Below are 6,253 nucleotides of genomic sequence, written 5' to 3'. Positions count from 1 at the left end.
AGGGCGGTCACGACACCCCCTGCCGACTCTACGGCGTGCGTGAGCAGGCTCACGGCCTTGCCGCCTGCGGGCACCTCGAGGCGCACGGTGATGGAGTACGACACACTGGGGACGGTCGCCACGTCAAACGCTCCTTCGGCCCATCCGACCGGCTCCGGTCTCGCCTTGACGGCCATGGGTGTATAAATTTACGTAAAGTTATACATTAACGCTTCGGCCGGCCACTCGGCCAGGAGGCTTCCAAGGTCGACTGAAAGGTTGTTCGTGCGCGACGTGCTGCCACAGCGCAAACGATGCTTGGGTTTGGGTGCAGGTTCGGGTTGGCGACCGTGGTGAGTGCCTTTCGCAGCGCACCCTGGTCGCTGGGTGCGGCGACGGCGACGGAGGTCTGCGCGCCCCTTGGACCGTGATTCATTCGGGGATTGATCGTTAGTTCGTTCAAGGATGGGTTCCTTCGACGGCTTGTGCCAGATGAGTTGTGGGAGTTGTTCCAGCGGGTGGTCCCGCCGGCGCGCCCGCAAGGTGGCGGGCGTCGGCGGGTCGACGATCGGGTGCTGGCCGTCGCGATCAGCGCCGCCAACGTCCACGACAGCCTGGCGCTGGAACCGCTGGTGCGATCGATCCCGCTCGTTCGCTCCCGACGTGGCCCGCGACGCCGTCGACCGGGCGAACGTCACGGCGACAAGGGCTACGACCACCCCCATCTGCGGACCTTCCCGCGCGGGCGGGGCGTCGTCCCATCGCCCGCCGCGGTATCGAGTTCAGCCAACTCTTAGGTGGTAGAGAACCCTGCACACACCATCCACAGATCTACGGAGGCTTCTCATGTCGCTCCGGCACGCCCTGCTGTCCATCCTCACCGTGGAGTCGATGACCGGCTACGACCTGGTGAAATACTTTGACGGCAGCAACGCCTTCGTGTGGAGCGCCCCGCCTAGCCAGATCTATCCCGAGCTGAGGCGGATGGAGCGGGAAGGGCTGGTGCGGGCTCAGGTAGTTCCACGTGGCGACAGGGCCGAGAAACGCGTCTATTCCATCAGTGGTGCCGGCGCCGAAGAGTTGCAGGGCTGGATCGCCATGCTGACGTTGTACCAAGGGGAGCGGGATCCTCACAGGTTGCGCGCGGCGCACTTCGAGATGGCTACCTATGCGGCCGCGCGTCGCCAGCTCCGCGAGCACCTCAAGCATTACTCTCAGGCGCTGCGCGAATGGGAGCAGATGATCGAGGATATCGAGTTCCGCCGGGTGTCCCTGCTGCGAGGGCGGCTGATGGCGCGACCGGCGGCGGAACACGAGGCGATCGTGGCCTTCAGGCAGTTCGCCTTCCGCGGGAAGGCAGCCAGGGCGCGCATGGAGATTGCCTGGGCCGAAGAAGGGCTCGCGTTGCTGGACGAGCTGGAGCGCAAGCACATACAGCTCGCGGAGGAGCGCCCGCCCACCGGGCGCTGAAGGCGGCCTCCCAAGGGTGCGCGGCGGGTCCGGTGGGCCAGGACCTCACCCGCTCTGACCAGTCGGTACGACCAGCTCTGTGCGGGTAGGCAATCGATGTGGAGCGATTCCCGCCAGAAGGGTCTTCCCATTTATGTATCAGTATACGTAAGATGAGATCTAAGTAGCTCTGGGAGGAACGTATGACCGGGAGTGATCGGCGCATTCGGGTGCTGGCACTGGGTGGCACCATCGCCATGGCGACCACAGGCGCCCGCGGCGGCGTCGTCCCCGTACTGGACGCGGACGCACTCGTCGCCGCAGTACCTGGACTGCCGACGCTGGGCCACATCGAGGCCGAGAGCTTCGCCCGGGTGCCCGGCGCCCATCTGGGCCTCGCCGATCTCGTCAGGCTCAGTCGCAGGATCGCGGATGCGATCAAGGACGGCGTCGATGGCGTCGTCGTGACTCAGGGCACCGACACCATCGAGGAGAGCGCCATGGCGCTCGACCTGCTCCTTGATGTCGACCATCCGGTCGTCGTGACCGGGGCCATGCGTGATCCCGCTCAGCCGGGCGCGGACGGCCCCGCGAACCTGCGCAACGCGGTCCTCATCGCGGCCAGCGACAAGGCCCGGGGCCTGGGCGTGCTCGTGACGATGAACGACGAGATCCACGCGGCGAGGTTTGTCCGCAAGGCGCACACCAGTCGACCGTCCGCCTTCACGTCGGCCAGTGCGGGAGTGGTGGGCTGGACGGCCGAAGAGCGGGTCCGGATCCCGCTGCGGCCCACCCGGCGGGTTCACGTGGACCTATCGGACGCACGAGAGCCCGCCGCGGTCGCGGCGGTGACCGCGACGCTCGGCGACGACGGGCGGCTGGTGCGCTTGCTGCCCGATCTCGGCTACGAGGGCGTGGTCGTGAGCGGGTTCGGCGTGGGACACGTGCCGGCGCGGATGGTCGACGACTTGACCGCCGTCGCGCGAGAGGTGCCGGTTGTCCTCGCCTCACGCGCAGGAGCCGGGGAGACATTCTCGGGCACCTACGGCTTTCCGGGCTCGGAACGAGACCTGCTGGCCAACGGTGTCATTCCGGCAGGGGCGCTCACCCCGCCTCAGGCGCGTGTCCTGCTGTCGCTCGCGCTGAGCGCGGGCTGGCCCGCCGCGCGCATCGCCGAAGCCTACGACGTCCTGTCGGGATGAGGGAAGCAGACATGTCAGACGTTGACCACCGCCCGAGCGGCGGCTGGCTCGAAGCCGAAGAGAGCGTGTGGATCCGGCTCGTCGTCAACGACCGGGAACTGCCGGTCAAGGCACCGCCCCGCTGCACGCTTGCCGATGCACTGCGCGACAACAACCTCAAGGGCACCCGGCTCGGCTGTGAGCAGGGCTCCTGCGGCGCCTGCACCGTCTTGCTCGACGACCAGCCCGTCAGATCCTGCCTGATGCTGGCTGTGCAGGCTGAGGGCGGCCGGGTCGAGACCGTCGAGGGGCTCGCGCAGGGTGCGGAGCTGCACGCGTTGCAGCGGGCCTTTCACGAGTACGGCGCGTTGCAGTGCGGGTTCTGCACCTCAGGATTCCTCATGCTCGCCGCCGGGCTGCTACGCGAAGAGCCGGACGCCGGCCCAGAGAGGATCCGCGAGGTCCTGTCAGCCAACCTGTGCCGCTGCACCGGTGGCGTGCCCATCCTGCGGGCCGTCCTGGCCGCGCAGCGGGAACTGGGCGGTGAGCGCTGATGAAACCACCGCCCTTCGCTTACCACAGGGCGTCGTCATTGGACGAGGCGCTGAGCCTGGCGGAAGAGGCCGGCGAGGACGCCAAGTTCATCGCCGGAGGTCAGAGTCTGATGCCGCTGCTGGCCCTGCGCATGTCTCGGCCGAGCCATCTCGTGGACATCAACCGGCTGCCCGGCCTCGGCGGCGTACGCATTGAGGACGGCGGTCTTCGGGTCGGCGCCCTTGTCCGCCACGCCACCCTCGAACGTTGCCCCGAACTGGACGGCCCTTGGCGCGCACTACGTGAGGCGGCCGGCCTCATCGGCCACTATCCGATCCGGCTGCGCGGGACGTTCGGCGGAAGCCTCGCGCATGCCGACCCGTCGTCCGAGTTGCCCGTGGTCAGCACCGCGCTGCGGGCCACCCTCGTCGCGCGCTCGCTGTCGGGGGAGCGGGAGATCCCGGTCTCCGAGCTCTTCGCCGGCCCGCTCATGACGGTACTCGAACAGGGCGAGTTGCTGGTAGAAGCCCGGTTCCCGGCTCCGGACCCGCAGACGCGCAGCGTCTTCGAAGAGTTCAGCCCGCGGGCCGGGGATTTCGCCTTCGCCTCCGCCGCCGTCGTTCTGGCCACCGACGGTGATGGCCGGGTGCGGCATGCACACATCGCGCTTGGCGGAGTCGCCGCGGTCCCCGTGCGTGCGCGCGAAGCCGAAGTGGCACTCGAAGGCAAGGCCCTTACCGGCGGCGTGGCGATGGAGGCCGCCAGGATCGCCGCCGCGAGCTGTGACCCGTCGGGCGACGCGCACGCCAGTCCCGCTTATCGCAAGGAACTCGTCGCCGTGCTCGTCGAACGAGCGCTGACGCGGCTGAGGGAGGAACGATGACATCCACCTATATAGGCGTCAGCGTCGAGAGGGACGACCTGGCCTTCTTGATCGGTTCCGCCTGCTACGTCGCCGACATCGACCGAGAAGGCCAGCTCTACGCGAGAATCGTCCGTAGCCCCGTCGCGCACGCCCGCATCCTTGGTGTGGACGTGACCGAGGCCCACGACCAGCCTGGCGTCGTGGGCGTGATCACGGCGGCCGACGTGCCGGACACCCGAATCCCGATCCGGCTCCCCATGGCCGAGACGCAGTACACGCACCTGTTCCTGCAGCCGCCGCTGGCCCGCGACGTGGTGCGCTATGTGGGTGAGCCGATCGCGGTCGTCGTGGCGAGCGATCCCTACCTCGCCGAGGACGCCGCCGAGCTGGTCGACGTCGACCTCGACGAACTCGACGTCGTGGGCGACGTCCTGTCCGCCGCTTCGGAGGGAACGCCGATCCTCCACGCCTCAGCCGGGACCAACATCGTCACCACTGTCCCGTTGAGCCACGGCGACGTGGCGGCGGCCTTCGCCCGCGCTGACGTCGTGATCAGGGACCGGCTGAGGATGCACCGGCACACCGCCGTTCCGATGGAGACACGCGGCCTGCTCGCCGAGGTCGATCCCGGGACCGGCGTGCTCACTCTGTGGGGCGCGGCCAAGGTGAAGCACTTCACCCGCCGGGCGCTCAGTGACATGCTGGGCATCGGGCCCGAACGCATCCGCCTCGTGGAGAACCACGTCGGTGGCGGGTTCGGCGTGCGCGGCGAGCCGTACCCGGAGGACTTCCTCGTGGCGTTCCTGGCGCTACGGCTCGGCCGCCCCATCAAGTGGATCGAGGACCGCGCCGAGCACTTCGTCGCCACCAACCACGCCCGCGAGCAGGAGCACGACCTGGAGATCGCGGCCACGGCCGACGGGCGGCTGCTGGCCTTCCGTGACCGCGCCTGGTGTGACCAGGGCGCCTACGTACGTTCACAGGGCATCCTGCCGGCGCTGCTACCCGCCCTCCACCTGCCGGGCCCTTACCGGTGGGAGGCCTTCTCCGTCGAGGCCAACGGTGTCCTTACCAATCGCACACCCGTCGGCACCTATCGCGGTCCAGGTATGACGGAGGCCACGTTCGTCCGCGAGCGCTTGCTCGACAGGCTCGCCCACGAGCTCCAGCTCGACCCCGCCGAGCTGCGACGGCGCAACCTGATCGGCCCCGGCGACCTGCCGCACAACTTCGAGCCCACGTCCATCACCTACGAGAGCGGAGACTTCCCGGCAGGCTTCGAACACCTCCTCGACCACGTGGGTTACGACGGCTTGCGAAAGCAGCGTGAGGAGCTGCGAGCGAGCGGCGAACACGCCGGCATCGGGTTCGCCGCCTACACCGAGATCGGCGCCATCGGACCCTTCGAGGAAGCCAGGATCGTGCCGAGCCCGGACGGGCGGTTCGTCGCCCATGTCGGTGTCGCCTCGCTCGGTCAGGGCGTGGAGACCGTGCTCGCCCAGATCGCCGCCGAGAAGCTGGGCACCTCGATAGACGCCGTATCCATCGATCACCACGACACCCAGGAACTGGCCGACGGCTTCGGTGCGTTCGCCAGCCGTTCGACGACCCTGGCGGGGAACGCCGTCGCGCTGGCCGCAGAGGACCTTCGCGCCAAGGCCGCCGCCAGGCTCGACGTGCCCGTCGAAGAGGTCGACTTCATCCAGGGGCAGGCCAGGTCGCGCTGCGGCCGCCAAGTCCCGCTCGCCGAACTGGGGGAGGGCCGGGGCCGCTTCGACAAGCCTCATCCCAGTTTCTCCTTCGGCGCCGCCCTGTCGCTCGTCACCATCGACCCAGGGACGGGTCAGGTGCGGGTGCTGCGTCACGTGGTCCTCCACGACGTCGGACGTGCCGTCAACCCGGAGCTACTGCACCGACAACTGGCAGGCGCCGCCTCACAAGGCATCGGTGCGGCGCTGCTGGAGGAACTGCTGTACGACGAGTACGGCCAACCCCAGTCCACCATCATGTCCGACTACCGCATGCCCACCGTCGAGGAACTGCCCGACATCGAGGTCATCGTGGAGGAGCGCCCGACTACGACCAACCCCCTCGGTGTCAAGGGCGGAGGGGAGTCGGGAATGGTCGGCACCCCCGCCGCGATCGCCAACGCCGTCGCCGACGCGCTCGGCTCCAAAGGCGCCCGGGTGTGGCGCCTCCCTCTCACACCCGACCGTATCCGAGAACTGCTTCGTCACAACTGACT

General features: G+C 68.5%; 5 protein-coding genes and 1 pseudogene. All 6 read left to right on the top strand.

Annotated elements, in window-relative coordinates:
• Nucleotides 1–425: 425 nt before the first annotated feature.
• Nucleotides 426–734 (top strand): annotated as a pseudogene (locus ACTWPV_RS48175) (hypothetical protein); the annotation flags it as partial.
• Nucleotides 735–825: 91 nt separating this feature from the next.
• A complete protein-coding gene (locus ACTWPV_RS48170) occupies nt 826–1,449 on the top strand; it encodes a PadR family transcriptional regulator (protein ID WP_443156980.1) in 624 nt (207 codons plus the stop codon).
• Between the two features lie 182 nt (nt 1,450–1,631).
• Nucleotides 1,632–2,630 carry an asparaginase gene (locus ACTWPV_RS48165; protein WP_443156979.1) on the top strand — a complete coding sequence of 333 codons (999 nt, stop codon included), beginning with the start codon at nt 1,632–1,634 and terminating at the stop codon, nt 2,628–2,630.
• Between the two features lie 11 nt (nt 2,631–2,641).
• Nucleotides 2,642–3,163, top strand: a complete 522-nt coding sequence (locus tag ACTWPV_RS48160) for a (2Fe-2S)-binding protein (RefSeq protein WP_347649978.1) — start codon at nt 2,642–2,644, stop codon at nt 3,161–3,163.
• Nucleotides 3,163–4,026 carry an FAD binding domain-containing protein gene (locus tag ACTWPV_RS48155; RefSeq protein ID WP_443156978.1) on the top strand — a complete coding sequence of 288 codons (864 nt, stop codon included), beginning with the start codon at nt 3,163–3,165 and terminating at the stop codon, nt 4,024–4,026. The genes ACTWPV_RS48160 and ACTWPV_RS48155 overlap by 1 nt, the downstream gene beginning before the upstream one ends.
• Nucleotides 4,023–6,251, top strand: coding sequence for a xanthine dehydrogenase family protein molybdopterin-binding subunit (locus tag ACTWPV_RS48150; RefSeq protein ID WP_443156977.1), 2,229 nt, complete (start codon nt 4,023–4,025; stop codon nt 6,249–6,251). Before ACTWPV_RS48155 ends, ACTWPV_RS48150 begins: the two co-directional genes overlap by 4 nt.
• The last annotated feature ends 2 nt before the right edge of the window (nt 6,252–6,253 follow it).

Origin of the sequence: Nonomuraea sp. KM88 (assembly GCF_052245635.1) — a bacterium.
Classification (GTDB): domain Bacteria; phylum Actinomycetota; class Actinomycetes; order Streptosporangiales; family Streptosporangiaceae; genus Nonomuraea.
This window is presented reverse-complemented; position numbering and strand designations above follow the sequence as displayed.